This window comes from Rhizobium sp. YAF28, assembly GCF_052113285.1.
Taxonomy (GTDB): Bacteria; Pseudomonadota; Alphaproteobacteria; order Rhizobiales; family Rhizobiaceae; genus Rhizobium.
On sequence record NZ_JBFRCX010000008.1, the window covers coordinates 301,840 to 316,597 of the forward strand.

The following is a 14,758-nucleotide window of genomic DNA, read 5'->3' on the forward strand; positions in this document are numbered from 1 at the left end:
CATCCGCGAAAGGACATGAACGTATGGGAAGCCCTGTTTTGCTCAGCAAGCATCGCGAAAGCCGCTCGAACCTGCATCTGGCAGTTGCGGGCGAGATTGGCGCAGACATCGTCACCGGTCGCCTTCCAGTCGGCGGACTGGTGCCCTCAGAGCCGGAACTTTGCACTCGTTTCGGCGTCAGCCGGACGGTTATTCGCGAGGCCGTGAAGTTTCTTTCCTGGCGAGGGCTTCTGAAGACCGGCTCGGGTGTCGGAACGGTCGTTCTGCCAACAAGCCAATGGAATTTTCTGGATCCAGTTGTCTTCGGCTGGGTCCAGAAAACCTCCGACTCGCAAAATGCTATCCAGCAGCTCTTTGCGTTCCGCAGCGCCGTCGAACCCGCTGCGGCCGCGGAGGCGGCCAGAAATGCCACACTTGCGCAACTCTACGAGATCGAGGCGGCGCTTCAGGTAATGTCCGAAGCCAAGACGGATTTCAACAAATGGATCGAGGGCGACGTCGCCTTCCACACTGCAATCTACGTCGCGTCCAACAATGTCTTCATCGCTCCGTTGGCCAATCTGTTCAGACAGTATTTCCAGATGAGCTTCAGTGTCTCCAGCTCGAACTTCCACCATCAGCATTGCCTGCAGGAGCACCGCGACGTGTTCGAGGCGATCCGCGAGCGTGATCCTGAAAAGGCGGCGGAAACCGTCCGTATTCTACTTAAGCACGCCGACGAGGACGTGAAGTCGGTTCTGCAGAAATAAGCGAGCCGCGCACGAGACAATTCCGGTTCCCGCCTCTAGGCCGTTGCAGCGAAATCTGCGCTCAGCACGGCCTCCTTCAGCGCTCGCGAGTAGGGGTGCTGAGGATTGTCGAGGACCTTGCGCGCCTCGCCCTGCTCGACGATCTCGCCTTTGCGCATGATGATGATCCGGTCGCTGATGTAGTAAGCGGTTGCGAGATCATGGGTGATGTAGACGATGGAAAGCCCAAGCTCGTGTTTCAGTTGTTCGAAGAGATTGACGATTGCCATGCGCAGTGACGCATCGACCATCGATACCGGCTCGTCGGCGATGAGCAAGCGTGGCTGAGGGATCAGGGCACGGGCAATTGCGGTGCGTTGGAGCTGGCCTCCGGACAGTTCGTGCGGAAACCGGCCCTTCACTTCAGCAAGACTGAGACCCACATGGCCGAGAGCCTCGTCGGCCAATCGTTCGACCTGCTGCCGATCCGGCTTACCCGCGCCAGCTGAGAAGCTCCGCGCCGTTTCGAAAAGGTAGCGATCCACGCGCTTGAGCGGGTTGAAGGCTTCGAAGGGGTTCTGCAGGACTGGCTGTACTTCCCTCATGAAGGCGCGACGCTCGGCCTTGCCGTGGAGGGCCACCGCTTTCTGACGAAATTGGAGTATGCCTTGTGTGGGCGCCGTCTGTCCGAGGATCATCGCTGCGATCGTTGATTTTCCTGAACCGGATTCTCCGACGATGGAGAGAATCTCCGGCTCGCTGCCGATCTCGAAGCTGACATCGTTGACCGCCACAATCTGCCGCCGGCCAAGCATGCCGCCCTGACGGTAGATCTTCGTGACATGAGAGAGAGTGAGAAGAGCGCTCAAGCCTGATCTCCCGTAACCGCAAAGCAAGCTACTCGCCGATCCGGCTCGACCGTGATCATCGGCGGGACCTTCTGCGAGCAGATCTCCATCCGCTTCGGACAGCGCGGATGGAACCGGCAGCCCTCCGGCGGCATGGCAAGGTTCGGCGGACGTCCCTCGAGTGAAGGCCGGGCCTTCGCATCGCCGATACGCGGCAGGCTGCCGACCAGATGCTGCGTGTAAGGGTGCAGCGGCAGGGCGAAGAGCTTCCGGGTCGGCGCTTCCTCGACGAGGCGACCGGCGTAGACGATGCCGACGCGGTCAGAAACTGTCGCATGTACCCCCATATCGTGCGTGACGAATAAGAAGGAGGAGCCTATCTCGCGCTGGATTTCGCGGATCATCGATAGCACGTCGCGCTGGACGATGACGTCGAGCGCCGTCGTCGGCTCGTCGGCAATGATGAATTCGGGTGTCAGGATCGTTGCGAGCGCGATCGTCATACGTTGGCGCATGCCACCGGAGAGTTCGTGAGGATAGGCCTGGAGCAGATGCGGATCAAGTTTCAATCTTTGGAGATGCGAGCCGACTTTTGTGAAGAACTCATTCTTGCCGACCTTCATGTGACGGAAGGCGAAATCGGTGAAGGAGTGATGGATGCGCCGAACCGGGTTCAGCACATTCATCGACGCCTGCATGATATAGGATAGGTACAGCCAGCGAAGCGCCATACGCTCGTCAACCGTCATGGCGTACATGTCCTGCGTGCCACCGGCAAAATGGAATACCACCTTGCCCGATACGACCTTGAGCGGTGGCCGGATGGCGCCAGCAATCGTCTTGATCAAGGTTGTCTTGCCACTGCTGGATTCGCCGGCGATCCCATAGATTTCGCCGCGCCCGATCGTAAGAGTAATGTCGTCGACGGCGCGCACCTCGCGATCGACTCCGTAAAGGAAGGCGCGGTAATAGGCTTTCAGGTTCTGGACTTCGACCAGGGCATCCATGGCTAACCTCCCATCCGGTTCAGCCGGCTGCGCGGATCGTTGTATTCGTTCATCGACATGGACAGGAGAAACAGCGCCAGGAAGAGAACGACGATGACGGCAACGGGTGCGGCCACCCACCACCATATTCCCGATATCAGCGCCGAATGGGCATTCGCCCAGTAGATCATCATGCCCATGGTCGGCGTCTCGATATCGGTGAAGCCCAGCACCGACAGGGTGATCTCCATACCGATCGACCAGATCATGTTGTTCATCGTGGTGGCGAAGACGATCGGCAGAACATAGGGCAGGTGCTCTTCGACGAGGATCTTGCGCATGCTCATGCCTGAATAGACGCTTTGGGTGGTGAAGGGTCTGGTCTTCAGACCGATCGCGACCGAACGGATGAGACGGGCATCGTAAGACCAGCCGAGCGCCGCCATAATAACGATGAGCGCAGTCCAGGTCATGCTGTCCTTCAGCACGAAATAGAACAGGATCAACAGAGGGAACTGCGGGATGACCATGACGCTGTCATTGATCGCCATCAGCACCCGGTCGACCGCGCCGCCGGCGTAACCGGCGACGAGGCCGACGACGAGCGATATGATGCGCGAAAGGAAGGCGACGCCGACGCCGAAAAACAAGGTGTTGCGAAGGGCCGTCGTCAACTGCCAGAAAACGTCCTGGCCACGTGATGTCGTGCCGAGCCAATAGTCGCCGTCAGGTGGCATGTCAGGCGGCAGAAGATAGATGTCCGTGGGACCATAGGGCGAGAAATAGGATATGACTACCAATCCGACTATGACGGCAAAGAGCAGCAGGCCACAGAGGAACTCCATGTTCTGGCGTGCGAGGTCACGGATGATCGTAAACATGCTCTATTCCACCTTGATGCGCGGATCGATCAGCGGGCTCAGAATGTCGATGATGAACACGGCGGCGGCGACGCCGACGATCGACAATGCGCTGAGGCCGAGCACCAGGCTGTAGTCGCCGGCATGCACCGCCGAAATCAGCAGGTTTCCGATACCGGGATAGCCGAAGACGATCTCCGTGATGACGGTGCCGTTGAAGATCCCGCCGAGTGACATCGCAAGCCCGGTGAATTGCGGCACCATGGCATTACGGGCGATGTAGGAGCGGAGAATTTTTCGCTTCGGAACGCCGCCGAGCTCGGCGAAGACGACGTAATCATCGGTGATGATGTTGGAAACAAGCGCGCGCATCCCGATCAGCCAGCTGCCGGCGCCGACTAGTATCAGCGACAGCGCCGGCAGGATCGAGTGTTTCAGGATATCGAGGACGAGCGCGAAGGAGAGGTCCAGATTGGTGTTCATCTCGTAGCCGCCATTGATCGGCAGCACCGGCCAGAGATAACCGAACACGATGAGAAGGACGAAAGCAAGAATGTAATAGGGAATGGGAAGCAGGGCGATGAAGACGAGGCTGACGGCCTTCAGCAGCATATCCTTCCTGTAGTAGCCGGCGAGCGCGCCGATCGCATTTCCGAGCACGAAGGTGATCAGGGTGGAAACCGTCATCAGCCCGATGGTCCAGGGCAGGGACCGCAGAATGATGGTGGAAACAGGTGTGGGAAAAGCCGAGAGCGAGGGGCCGAGATCACCGGTCGCAAGCCGCAGCCAAAAATGCAGATATTGCTGCCAGATCGAACCCTCCATTCCGTAGAGCTCTCGCAGCGACTGACGCATCAGTTCAATCGCATTTGGATCGGATTGCCCCATCTGCGTGATGGCGCCTATGCTTTCTTCGACCGGATCGATCGGGGTCAGGTGGGTGACGAAGAATGTTATGGTCACGCCAAGAAATACGACGAGCAGAAACTGACCGAACCGCTTCAGCACAAAGATCAGATAGGACGTCATAGAGCAGTGGTTCCTCTCTGGTTCCCTTTTTCGAAAGGATTGACGGACATGGGGCGCATGCCCGTCAATAGGGGGCCGGCGCGACATGATCGCGCCGGCGTTGGGAGGATTATTTCGGTTGTGCCGGCTTCAATTTGACCATCATGAGCCTGGAATTCGCCCAATTCGGAACCGGGTCGGTATAGGGGTCTGATATCGTCGGATAACCGGTCCAATACGTCGTATCCATCGAGGTGAAGACGTTATAGGACATCAGCGGGATCGTCGGCATTTCACGGGCGACCAGCTTCAGATAATCGTTGCCGAGTTCGATGCCCTTCGGATCGTCGGCGCTGATGCCGCGGATGCTCTCGATGATCTTGTCGAGCTCCGGATTGCTCCAACGCTGCCAGTTGCGTGGCGGCTGATTGTCACCTTTCTTTGCCACGAATTGCGAGTGCCAGCTGTCGAGGAAGAACGACAGGTCGGGATCGCCGCCCCAGGTCTCGACGCTCCAGGCAATCGCCACTTGGAAATCGCCGGGCTGCAGTGCAACCTGCCACAGTTTCGTGGCGGGCACGGCTTTGGCGTCGATGCCGAAAGAGGCCCATTGCTGTGCGATCAGGGTGCCTGCCCGGGTGAAGACGGAGCGCGTGTCGCCCTCAACCGTCATCCGGATCTTGAACGGCTGGCCGTCCGGGGTCATCCATTTGCCGCCGGTTTTCTTGAAGCCTGCCTTTTCCAGAAGTTCGGCTGCTGCCTGCGGATCCGGTTTCCACCAGCCGTAGCCGAATGCCGTGCTGATCGCTTCCGGATCGGTCGGGATCTGGTCCTTGAACTTCGGCTGCTTGCGCAGGATATCGGCAACCTGTTGTCCGATTGTTGGATCATAGGGTTTGATCTTTCGTTTGCCGGTATCAATCTCGAAATTCTTCAGCCAATCCTGCATCGGCGCCTGGTAGTCTTTCATGGTGGCCGCCGTGGGCGGTACGCCGAGCGCCGACAGCGTGGCAGCGCCGCGGTAGCTCGCCATGTCTACGGCCTTGATGTCGATCAAAAGGGCAAGCGCCCAGCGGACATCGGGATTGGCAAAGGCCGGATCCTGGTTGTTGAAGATCACTGCCGGAAGCGTCGGATCCGGATGGGCAAAAGGAAAGCCCGGGAACCAGGTCTCGACCGACTTTGACTTCTCCTTGAGGGTGAACATGCCCTCGGGCGTGTTGTCGTGAATGATATCGAGATTATGCTCGAGCTGCGCGATGGTGCGTTTGTCCGGCGGGCCGGGATCGACATAGGTCACGTATTTCGGGCCCGGCTCGCCGAAGCGCGCGAGCGATGTTCGCTGCCAGTCGTCACGTTTCTCCCAGGTATACCATTGGCCCTGAGGATCGTACGCCTTGAGCTTATAGGCGCCGAGTGAGACCGGATTGGCGAAATCATAGCGAAGCGGATCGGCCACCTTCTCGAAGACGTGCTTGGGCATGATCCAGGCACCGTTCCAGCGCACGGTGAAGATCGCATGGAAACGGGAATTGGGCTTTTTCAGCTTGAAGACGACCGTATAGGGATCGGTCGCTTCAACGCTCGCCACCTGCACGGAAAAGGCAGCACCCCAGACCATGCTGGGATGGTCCATCTGTGTCTTGACCGTATAGACGAGGTCGTCGGCGGTGAATTCCACGCCGTCGCTCCAATAGAGCCCCTTGCGCAGCTTTACCGTCATCTCGGTAAAGTCGGCATTGTATTGCGGTTTGTCGGCGGCAAGGGAATTGTCCCAGGTCGAGCCGCCGAGACCTTTTTCCGGATCGATGTACCAGAGCGTGTCCATGGTCAACTGTTGCAGCCCGGTTGAAACGCCGCCGCCGCCGTTGACCCAAATATTGAACCAGCCGGGATTCTTGATCGTGCCTTCCGGATTTTCGACGATGAGGGTGTCCTTGCGAGGCAAGGATTTATAGTCATCAGCCTTAGCCGCGGCCATCAGGCCGAGCGTCGCCAAGGCGACGCCGAATGCAAGCTTCTTCCAATGCTGCATAATCTCCTCCCTTTGAATGCGACGAGCGCGCGGCCGCAATGGACGCATGGGACGTCGCGGTTTTGGGTTCGTAGCAGCATTGGGACTTGCGCTTGTCAGGTCCGATGCTTCTGCGAACCATTCCTCCGGCTCGGCTGCCTCCTCGCAGCGAGCGGATATTCTCCAGGCCAGCACAAGTGTGATGGCCGGAAAGGTGTCAGACCGACAGCCGGATGACGCTATAGGACTGGGGCTTTAACGTTGCGCGCAATCTACCATCCTCTATTTTCCCGTTCTCGACTTTGACGGGGGCGACTGTCTCCGGCTGCCGCGCCGTGTTGACGGCCTGCAGGTCCGGATGCGTCATCTCCACCTGTTCCAGCACGCGGGCGTTGGCAAAGCCATCCAGCCGGGCGTCGAGGTCAAGCGCGTTTTGCGGATGACGGTTGACGACAAAGAAGGTCAGCGTCTGGCTGTCATCGGAAAGGACCGCTGATGCGTCGAGATAGGGGACGTCGTCCGCTTCTTCGCAGTCATAGGTCGGCGCGTCGGTAATGAGCTGCAGAGCCGATCCACGGCCGTATTTTGATGCGAAATAGAATGGGTAGTAGATTGTCTGACGCCAGGCCGGACCGCCATTCTCGGTCATGATCGGAGCGATGACGTTGACGAGCTGGGCAATGCAGGCAATGCGCACGCGATCTGAACGGCGAATGAAGGTATTGAGAATCCCGCCGACCTGCAGCACGTCCTCGAAATTATAGACGTCTTCGAGAAGGTGAGGGGCATCGGGCCATTCGTTCTTCGCGAGGATATCCTTGTCCTGCTGGTTGGAATGATACCAGACATTCCATTCATCAAAGGAAATACCGATCGTCTTCTTCGACCGCTTCTTCGCCTTGATATAGTCGATCACGCCGCCAATGGTGGTGATGTAACGATCAAGTTTGGTCGTGCGGGCAAGGTAATTGAGCGTATTTTTCTCGCGGTTTGCGAAATACATATGCAGCGAAATATAGTCGGCGCTGTCATAGCACTCGTCGAGGACCTGCGCTTCCCAGTCCGGATAGGTCTTCATATCGGAATGTGACGAACCGCAGACCACCAGTTCCAGCGATTTATCGAAATTGCGCATGGCCTTTGCCGTTTCGTCGGCGAGCCGGCCATATTCGTGCGCCGACTTGTGTCCGACCTGCCAGGGGCCATCCATTTCGTTGCCGAGGCACCACAATTTGACATTGTGGGGCGCTTCCCAACCATGCTTGCGACGCAGGTCCGACCAGTAGGTGCCGCTGGGATGGTTGCAATATTCGAGGAAATTGCGGGCCGAATCGAGCCCGCGTGAGCCGAGATTGACGGCGAGCATCGGCTCGGTCTTCGCCTTCTTGCACCAGTCGACGAATTCGTTGACGCCGATCTGGTTGCTTTCACGGGTGCGCCAGGCAAGGTCAAGACGGACAGGGCGCTCCGAACGCGGGCCGATGCCATCTTGCCAATCGTAGGCGGACACGAAATTGCCGCCGGGGTAACGGCAATAGGGCGTATCGAGTTGCTGCACGAGATCGATAACGTCTCGCCGGAAGCCGTCCGCATCGGCTGTTGGATGCCCCGGCTCGTATATGCCGCCGTAAACGGCTCTCCCGAGGTGCTCGAGGAACGAACTGTAAAGTCTGGGGTCAATGTTCGCGACCCGAAAATCGCGATGAACGATAACATTCGCCTTCAACGAACCCTCCCTTAAATATCGATTTCTTCGTTCTTATACAGCTATCTTGATGGCTTGATGGAAGCGAGTCAATTGAACAGCGCGTGCGCTATGCGCCGCTCGGGCGCCAGAAATAATTATTATTTCACAATGATTTAGATCGGAATTGTCGTCTTTTGGCAGAAAAAATATCGCATTATTGAAATCAGGATTTCCGATATTGTTCGTTAAATGTAGAGCCGCATAACGATGTCGCGGCCATGATTCCCAAATCCACGGCCGAATATATTCACGCCGCCGGTATGGCTAGCATTCTCGGCAATGCCGACGCGCAGACGGATCGAGGAATGCTGCGCGAGAGCGAGGTCTCCAACCGTGACGTTGGAGGTTGAGACGCCGTCGATGAATGTGCCTCGTGTGGAGATGCGCCAGGTTTTCAGGTTGCCGTATTGGGAGCCTTTAAGCTTCCACCAGTCAGGCGTATAGGCGCCTCGCTTGTCACCATAATCGCCCGGGGAAGTCCAGGTGCCGACCGGCATTCCGTTGACCCAAAGCGTGATGTCGGAGGGCCAGTCGGGATTGGTTCCCGGTACTTCCGAAGACAGTTCCATCGAAAACTCGATGGCGCGCACGTCCTTGTTCAAAACCTTGGCATTGTTCGGGAACTTGTATTCGACAAAGCCCCTTCCGAACCACACGAGACCGGCCTGCATACGCTGTGGATCAAGGAAATAGTCAGGGACGTCGAGCAGGCCGATGACACTGTCGCTTGAGCAAAGGCCACAAGGGGCGTGGATATCGCAACTCGTATAGAGCCCAACCGGCATCTCAACTTCGATGACGTCGTCTGCCTTGTTGACGGACTTGTCCTCAAAGCTGATGAGGATTTCATCATAAACTGCAGAGCAGATTTTCTGATTGCCCTTCCGCCCTTTGGCGAGGCGAGATTCGACTAGTCCCACGTCCTCCAGAATTTGAATTCCGGTTGCGACGGTTGACTGCGGCAGCGACAGAGCTCGAGCCATGTCGTTGACGTTCATGGGACCCTTTGAGCACAAAAGTTTGAGGAGTTGCAGGCGTCCCGGCGCAGAGAGAGCTTTGATAACGGTGTCATTGACTCCGGCATCAATCGTCAAAAATGAGCGTTCCATGATTGCTCCATGCTGCGTCACAGACGGCTTTATATCGACAATGCTGATACAGCAAGTTGCCAGAGGCGATATAGATCGATTTCTTTGATTTAAATCTCAGTATTCGTTTAAAATGATAGTCGCTTTTTCTCCGCAGCCATCTGGTTGCCGGCTCGAGCGGCGACGCAAGCTATACAATCCCCGTAATCTCAGGGACGAAGGCGGTGATCTTGCTGACCGATGGGGCGTTCGGCGCCATGGAGCCGCGTGCCAGACGCGCTGCGACTTCGCCGATCATATGGCGGGGTGATCTGGATGTGGCGATCCTCACCGGAAGCGCGGCCGCCAGTTCCAGTCCGTTAAAGCCTGCCATCAAAATGTCGTCGGTGCGAGAAGCCTCCATGCTGGCGAATGCGCCTCCGGCTGCCATGTCGTCGTTGGAGTAATAGATGCAGTCGAGGCTCGGCTCGGAACTCAGCAACTGGTGCGTCAGATATTTGCCGAGGCTGACGGAGGAAAGGGTGTCGCCGAGCCTTTGCCCGATGAAGGCGAGACGGTTCTCATGCAAGACGCGCTCGAAGCCGGCCTTGCGTTTGCCGGCGCGCAAGTCCCGGTCCAGTGCACTGCCGATATAGCCGAAACGCTTCCGGCCGGCGGCAATCAGTGCCCTTGCCATCTCCTCGCCCGCCTTGCAGTGCGAGAGCCCAACGTTAAAATCGATCGGCGTGCCATCGAGGTCCATGATTTGAATGACGGGGATAGCCGCGTTCTTCAACATCCTCACGGTCTCATCCGGCTGGTCCAGACCCGTAACGATGATGGCAGAAGGCCGCCAGGAGAGCATGTCTCTGATAACGTTGCGCTCCTTGGTCACATCGTAGTCGGAAATGCCGAACACGGCCTGCATGCCCGACCCTTCCAGGCCGGTCGAGATGCCGGCAAGGACTTCGGGAAAGACGATGTTGGACATGCTTGGAACCACGACGGCGACAAGGTCGGTTCGCTGCGACGACAGCGACAGAGCCAGGCGATTGCCGAGATAATTCAGCCGCTCGGCCGCTTGCAGCACTTTGTCCCGCGTTTTTATCGAGACGTCGGGCGCGCCGCGTAGGGCTCGCGATGCAGTCATCTTGCTGACGCCGGCTGCCGCAGCGACCTCTTCCAGAGTGGATTTGTGCGTATGCAAGGGATCTCCCGATAGCAGGGCGTCTGCCGCGCCAGTATTCATAAGCTTGTTGAGGTTGAAGTGGAACTGGCAGCGCTTGACATTTGCAGCGATTCTAGCGCTTGGTATCGATACCGGTATCGGTAACGGAAGATCAATCGACGGATTGGTATTATGGAGACAACTTTGCAGGACGCCGGCAAGGCTGCAGTCATCGGCCTCGGTTCGATGGGATGGGGTGCTGCCCTGTCCCTCTTGCGGGCAGGATTTGTCGTCAGCGGATGCGATGTCCGTCAGGATGTTCTTCAGCGCTTTTCACAGGCCGGCGGCAAATCGTGTAAAAGCCCGTCTGAAGCTGCCAGCACAGCCGCCGCGGTTTTCGTGTTTGTCGTCAACAGCAGCCAGACCGAGGACGTGTTGTTCGGGCCTGGCGGCGCGCTGGAGACGGCTCGTGCCGGTACCGTCTTCCTGCTTTGCACCACCATGGCGCCAAGCGCCACGGTCGCGATTGCCGACCGGCTCGAAACCGCCGGCATGCTTGTCGTCGACGCGCCGGTTTCCGGCGGTCACGCCAAGGCACTTTCCGGAGAGATGGTCGTCATGGGTTCCGGTTCGCCAGAAGCTTTCGCGCGTGCCAAACAGGCGCTCGATGCGGTCTCCGGCAAGGTGTTCCGGCTCGGGGACAGGCCTGGTCCCGGCTCGCAAGTGAAGATGATCAACCAGCTCCTTGCCGGGGTGCATATCGCGGTGACCGCCGAGGCGATGACGTTTGCAGCCAAGACGGGCATCGACCTGAAGACGCTCTACGATGTGCTGCGGGTTTCGGCCGGCTCCTCCTGGATGTTCGAGAACCGTGGCGAGCATATCGTCTCGGGTGACTATGCACCGCGCTCGGCGGTCGATATCTTCGTCAAGGACCTCGGCATCGTCACCTCTGAAGCAGATCGGGCAGGTGCCTTCACGCCGCTCGCAGTGACCGCGCTCGATCTCTTCCGGCAAGCGTCCGACGCTGGTCTCGGCCTCGAAGATGATGCCGCGGTGGCAAAGATCCTCGCTGAAAAGAGCGGTGTCGTCCTGCCGGGCATGGCGGTTATGGGCTGATGGCGGCACTGGGCAAAATGCGCATGAGACTTATGTTCGATTGCTACCGCCCGCAGATCATGCAAGTTAAGTTGACCTGCAAGTTGCAGTTTTGTTTGGTTTCGTCTGGCCGCTAACATTCCGGAATATCGGTCCGAGGCAGTGGAAAATTTGAAGGAGCAGATGGCGTTGCGCCTGGCGTGACGTGCGCGGAATCCGACTGGGGAGAACGGATTCCGATCAAACATCGAGATCGTCTCGAAAAAATGACGCCGGCAGCGCTGGGAGGTAAACCAATATGCATGTGATGATTTTGGGTGCGGCAGGCATGATCGGCCGCAAGCTGGTCGAAAGAATTGCCCGCGAGCCTGGTGTGCTTGGCGCCGCGATCAGCCGACTGACGCTGGTAGATGCAGTTCAGCCGCCGGTGCCCGAGGCGCTTCGATCCGTGTCGAGCACGCTGACGATCGACCTCGCCCAAGCCGGCATCGCCAAAAAGCTGATCGAGACCCGGCCCGGTCTGATTTTTCATCTGGCGGCGATCGTTTCCGGTGAGGCGGAGGCCGATTTCGATAAAGGCTATGCCGTCAATCTCGATGGTGTGCGCGCTCTGTTCGAGGCGATCCGCCACCAGGGCCTGAAGTCCGCCTATGTGCCGCGCGTGGTCTTCGCCTCGTCCATCGCCGTGTTCGGCACGCCTTTTCCCGATGTCATTCCGGACGAATTCTTCTCCACGCCGCTGACGAGCTACGGCACCCAGAAGGCAGTTGCCGAGTTGCTGCTTGCCGATTATTCGCGCCGTGGCTTTTTCGATGGCATCGGCATTCGCCTGCCGACGATCTGCGTGCGGCCGGGTGCACCGAACAAGGCGGCCTCCGGCTTCTTCTCCAATATTCTGCGTGAGCCGCTCGCCGGCAAGCCAGCGGTGCTGCCGGTCAGCGATAGCGTCCGGCACTGGTTCGCGAGCCCACGGGCGGCAGTCGGTTTCTTCGTTCACGCGGCGAGGATCGACACGGCAAAGGTGGGGTCGCGGCGCAACCTGACCATGCCGGGTCTCTCGGCTCTGGTTTCGGAAGAGATCGAAGCGTTGCGCCGGATTGCGGGCGACAAGGCCGTTGCGCTGATCAAGCACGAGACCGACCCGGTGATCGAACGCATCGTGGCCGGTTGGCCGACGCAGTTCGATGCGAAGAGAGCGTCCGCGCTCGGCTTCAGGGCGGAGACGAGTTTTGACGAGATCCTGCAGGTGCATATCGAGGATGAACTCGGCGGGAGGATTGCATGAGTGAAAGTACCGGCACGCAATCGAAGATTGCCCTGGTGACCGGTGGCGGCACGGGCATCGGCCGCGCGATCGCAAAGGGGCTAGTGGCTGCCGGCTACAGGGTCGTGATCTCGGGACGGCGTGCCGAGATTCTCCAAAAAGCCGCCGCCGAACTCGGCAGCGAGACGGGTGCGGAAGTTACCGCAATCCGGGCCGATGTCGGCGATCCGGTCTCGGTCAGAGCATTGTTCGATGCGATCGCAAATCAGCATGGTCGCCTCGATCTGCTGGTCAACAATGCCGGTGTCTCGGTGCCGGGCATGCCGCTGGAGGATGTGTCGTTCGAAGACTGGAGCGCCATCGTCGCGGCCAATCTGACAGGCGCCTTCCTCTGCACGCAGCAGGCGTTCAGGCTGATGAAGAGCCAGACACCACGTGGCGGCCGCATCATCAACAACGGCTCGGTTTCGGCAACGACGCCACGCCCCAATTCCTCGCCCTATACGGCGACCAAACACGCCATCACCGGCCTGACGAAATCGACCGCGCTTGATGGGCGCGAATTCGACATCGCGTGCGGCCAGATTGATATCGGCAATGCGGCAAGCGACATGACAAAAAGGATCGCCGCCGGCGTTCTTCAGGCCAATGGTACGACTGCCGCGGAGGCGACCATTGATCCTGCCCATATCGCCGATGCGGTCGTCTATATGGCGGGCCTGCCGCTCAGCGCCAACGTGCTGACGATGACTGTGATGGCGACGAAAATGCCCTTTGTCGGGCGTGGATAACTGGCGGTGCTTGGCCGAAAAAGCCGTGAGAATACATATACATAGCGTACGATGCTCGATATCTGGGAGGAGGGAGTATGGCAGGTGTTCAATTCGCTGATGTGCGCAAATCGTTCGGTGCGTTTCCGGTCATCAAAGGCGTGAGCATCGATATTGCCGACGGAGAGTTCGTGATCCTGGTCGGGCCTTCCGGCTGCGGCAAGTCCACGCTGCTGCGCATGCTGGCGGGGCTGGAAAACATCTCTGCCGGGGAAATCCGGATCGGCGGGCGGGTGGTGAACACTTTGCCGCCGAAGGATCGCGACATCGCCATGGTCTTCCAGAATTATGCGCTTTACCCGCATATGACGGTGCAGCAGAACATGGGCTTTTCGCTGATGCTCAACAAGGCGCCGAAGGCCGAAGCCGAAAAGCGCGTGAAATACGCCGCCGGCATTCTCGGGCTCGATGCACTGCTCGACCGGTATCCGCGCCAGCTTTCCGGCGGCCAGCGCCAGCGTGTCGCGATGGGCCGCGCCATCGTGCGCGATCCGGAAGTCTTCCTCTTCGATGAGCCGCTCTCCAATCTCGATGCAAAGCTGCGTGTCGCCATGCGCGCCGAGGTCAAGGAACTGCACCAGCGGCTGAAGACCACCACTGTCTACGTCACCCACGACCAGATCGAAGCGATGACCATGGCCGACAAGATCGTCGTCATGCATGACGGGATTGTCGAACAGGTGGGCTCGCCTCTGGAACTCTACGACAAGCCGGCCAATCTCTTCGTCGGCGGCTTCATCGGCTCACCTGCGATGAACATGATCAAGGGCAGGCTCGATCCCGAGAATCCCATACGTTTCATCGCCGCCGACGGCACGGCGCTTCCGGTCGCCAATCCTCCGGACAGCGCAAAAGGGCGTGACCTCGTCTATGGGCTCCGCCCGGAATATATCTCGCTCGACGCGGGCGGCCTGCCTGGCGAGATCGTTGTGATCGAGCCGACCGGCTACGAGACGCATCTCACGCTGAAGTTCGGCGGCAGCGATCTCAATTGCGTCTTCCGTGAACGCGTCAACGCGCGCCCAGGCGAGAGCCTGAATGTCGCAATCGACGCCTCGCATGTTCATCTTTTCGATGCCGAAGGTGGCCGGAGATTGACCAACTGACGTCTTCAGGCGCGGCGCGGGAGAGGAGGGGGCT

The 14,758-nt window shown here is 58.7% G+C and carries 13 protein-coding genes; 5 read left to right on the forward strand and 8 right to left on the reverse strand.

The features are described from left to right. The first annotated feature begins 23 nt into the window (after window positions 1-23). Window positions 24-749, forward strand: coding sequence for a FadR/GntR family transcriptional regulator (locus tag AB4Z13_RS20240; RefSeq protein WP_162748122.1), 726 nt, complete (start codon window positions 24-26; stop codon window positions 747-749). A gap of 35 nt (window positions 750-784) precedes the next feature. Here the strand turns inward: AB4Z13_RS20240 and AB4Z13_RS20245 are convergent, their stop codons facing one another. The 8 genes from AB4Z13_RS20245 to AB4Z13_RS20280 all read right to left on the reverse strand — a co-directional run bounded on the left by AB4Z13_RS20245 (window position 785) and on the right by AB4Z13_RS20280 (window position 10,408). Continuing rightward, on the reverse strand, window positions 785-1,597 hold the full coding sequence (locus tag AB4Z13_RS20245) for an ABC transporter ATP-binding protein (RefSeq protein WP_113324823.1): 813 nt from the start codon (window positions 1,595-1,597) through the stop codon (window positions 785-787). Then, window positions 1,594-2,583 (reverse strand): ABC transporter ATP-binding protein, encoded by a 990-nt coding sequence (locus AB4Z13_RS20250; RefSeq protein ID WP_113324824.1) that lies wholly within the window; start codon window positions 2,581-2,583, stop codon window positions 1,594-1,596. The genes AB4Z13_RS20245 and AB4Z13_RS20250 overlap by 4 nt, the downstream gene beginning before the upstream one ends. A 2-nt stretch (window positions 2,584-2,585) precedes the next feature. Then, window positions 2,586-3,443: an ABC transporter permease gene (locus AB4Z13_RS20255; protein ID WP_113324825.1), complete on the reverse strand. Its 858-nt coding sequence runs from the start codon at window positions 3,441-3,443 to the stop codon at window positions 2,586-2,588. Window positions 3,444-3,446: 3 nt separating this feature from the next. Next, window positions 3,447-4,451 (reverse strand): ABC transporter permease, encoded by a 1,005-nt coding sequence (locus AB4Z13_RS20260; protein WP_113324826.1) that lies wholly within the window; start codon window positions 4,449-4,451, stop codon window positions 3,447-3,449. A gap of 109 nt (window positions 4,452-4,560) precedes the next feature. After that, on the reverse strand, window positions 4,561-6,465 hold the full coding sequence (locus tag AB4Z13_RS20265; protein ID WP_113324827.1) for an ABC transporter substrate-binding protein: 1,905 nt from the start codon (window positions 6,463-6,465) through the stop codon (window positions 4,561-4,563). A 196-nt stretch (window positions 6,466-6,661) separates the two neighbouring features. Then, window positions 6,662-8,170, reverse strand: coding sequence for an arabinosylfuranosidase ArfA (gene arfA, locus AB4Z13_RS20270; RefSeq protein ID WP_442206622.1), 1,509 nt, complete (start codon window positions 8,168-8,170; stop codon window positions 6,662-6,664). A 206-nt stretch (window positions 8,171-8,376) separates the two neighbouring features. Next, a complete protein-coding gene (locus AB4Z13_RS20275) occupies window positions 8,377-9,300 on the reverse strand; it encodes an ArsR family transcriptional regulator (protein WP_113324828.1) in 924 nt (307 codons plus the stop codon). A gap of 169 nt (window positions 9,301-9,469) precedes the next feature. Then, window positions 9,470-10,408 (reverse strand): LacI family DNA-binding transcriptional regulator, encoded by a 939-nt coding sequence (locus AB4Z13_RS20280; RefSeq protein WP_442206657.1) that lies wholly within the window; start codon window positions 10,406-10,408, stop codon window positions 9,470-9,472. Between the two features lie 210 nt (window positions 10,409-10,618). On the opposite strand from AB4Z13_RS20280, the gene ltnD reads away from it, so the two are divergent. The 4 genes from ltnD (at window position 10,619) to AB4Z13_RS20300 (ending at window position 14,724) form a co-directional block, all read left to right on the forward strand. Then, entirely contained in the window at window positions 10,619-11,545 is a 927-nt protein-coding gene (gene ltnD, locus AB4Z13_RS20285; protein ID WP_113324830.1) for an L-threonate dehydrogenase, read from the forward strand. A gap of 277 nt (window positions 11,546-11,822) precedes the next feature. Beyond that, complete coding sequence (gene denD / locus AB4Z13_RS20290) at window positions 11,823-12,809, forward strand: D-erythronate dehydrogenase (RefSeq protein ID WP_113324831.1); 987 nt, start codon at window positions 11,823-11,825, stop codon at window positions 12,807-12,809. Beyond that, window positions 12,806-13,579 (forward strand): SDR family oxidoreductase, encoded by a 774-nt coding sequence (locus AB4Z13_RS20295; protein ID WP_113324832.1) that lies wholly within the window; start codon window positions 12,806-12,808, stop codon window positions 13,577-13,579. The genes denD and AB4Z13_RS20295 overlap by 4 nt, the downstream gene beginning before the upstream one ends. A 77-nt stretch (window positions 13,580-13,656) precedes the next feature. Further along, complete coding sequence (locus tag AB4Z13_RS20300; RefSeq protein WP_442206623.1) at window positions 13,657-14,724, forward strand: ABC transporter ATP-binding protein; 1,068 nt, start codon at window positions 13,657-13,659, stop codon at window positions 14,722-14,724. Window positions 14,725-14,758 lie beyond the last annotated feature (34 nt).

Bases quoted from the DNA above. Each gene is read 5' to 3' on its own strand.
- AB4Z13_RS20240 (WP_162748122.1), top strand. From the start codon at position 24: ATGGGAAGCCCTGTTTTGCTCAGCAAGCATCGCGAAAGCCGCTCGAAC.
- AB4Z13_RS20250 (WP_113324824.1), bottom strand. From the start codon at position 2,583: ATGGATGCCCTGGTCGAAGTCCAGAACCTGAAAGCCTATTACCGCGCC.
- AB4Z13_RS20255 (WP_113324825.1), bottom strand. From the start codon at position 3,443: ATGTTTACGATCATCCGTGACCTCGCACGCCAGAACATGGAGTTCCTC.
- AB4Z13_RS20260 (WP_113324826.1), bottom strand. From the start codon at position 4,451: ATGACGTCCTATCTGATCTTTGTGCTGAAGCGGTTCGGTCAGTTTCTG.
- AB4Z13_RS20265 (WP_113324827.1), bottom strand. From the start codon at position 6,465: ATGCAGCATTGGAAGAAGCTTGCATTCGGCGTCGCCTTGGCGACGCTC.
- AB4Z13_RS20275 (WP_113324828.1), bottom strand. From the start codon at position 9,300: ATGGAACGCTCATTTTTGACGATTGATGCCGGAGTCAATGACACCGTT.
- AB4Z13_RS20280 (WP_442206657.1), bottom strand. From the start codon at position 10,408: ATGACTGCATCGCGAGCCCTACGCGGCGCGCCCGACGTCTCGATAAAA.
- ltnD (WP_113324830.1), top strand. From the start codon at position 10,619: ATGGAGACAACTTTGCAGGACGCCGGCAAGGCTGCAGTCATCGGCCTC.
- denD (WP_113324831.1), top strand. From the start codon at position 11,823: ATGCATGTGATGATTTTGGGTGCGGCAGGCATGATCGGCCGCAAGCTG.
- AB4Z13_RS20295 (WP_113324832.1), top strand. From the start codon at position 12,806: ATGAGTGAAAGTACCGGCACGCAATCGAAGATTGCCCTGGTGACCGGT.
- AB4Z13_RS20300 (WP_442206623.1), top strand. From the start codon at position 13,657: ATGGCAGGTGTTCAATTCGCTGATGTGCGCAAATCGTTCGGTGCGTTT.